Here is a 567-nt window from a genome sequence, read left to right on the forward strand (position 1 = left end):
ACCGAGAGCCGCCGTCGTACCGCTGTCGGGAACGGAAATGACGAGGTCCGCATCATAGTGCGTTTCATTCCACATTTCCCGCCCCATAGCCAAGCGGGCCTGATACACATCCTGTCCGTCCATGATACTGTCGGGACGGGCAAAATAAATGTATTCGAACGAACAGACTTGTTTACGTTCCGCTTCCGCATACATGGTAGACTTCAAGCCGTCCGCTCCGATTTCGACAAATTCACCGGGCTTGACGTCACGCACAAAAGTAGCCCCGATAGCATCGAGAGCACACGTTTCCGAAGCGATGACATAGCCGCTCGTTTCCGTACGACCGATACACAAAGGACGAAAACCCAAGGGATCACGAGCCCCGTAAAGCTTTTTGTTGGTCATTAAGACAAGGGAGAAAGCCCCCTTAATTTGAGTCATGCTGTCAATAATTCGTTCTTCAATAGTCGGCTTTCTGCTACGGCTGATGAGGTTGACGATAACTTCGCTGTCCATCGTTGTCTGGAACGTCGCCCCGTCATCTTCAAGGCGCGTACGCAGTTCCCGGGCATTGGTCAAATTGCC

1 protein-coding gene is annotated in these 567 nt (G+C 52.0%); it reads right to left on the reverse strand.

What is annotated here, in order from left to right; all coding sequences use genetic code 11:
• The coding region (locus PGX78_RS09335; RefSeq protein ID WP_442864831.1) for an amidophosphoribosyltransferase at window positions 1-567 on the reverse strand (567 nt) is incomplete at both ends.

Origin of the sequence: Megasphaera sp. AF13-6AC (assembly GCF_027685385.1) — a bacterium.
Taxonomy (GTDB): Bacteria; Bacillota; Negativicutes; order Veillonellales; family Megasphaeraceae; genus Megasphaera; species Megasphaera micronuciformis.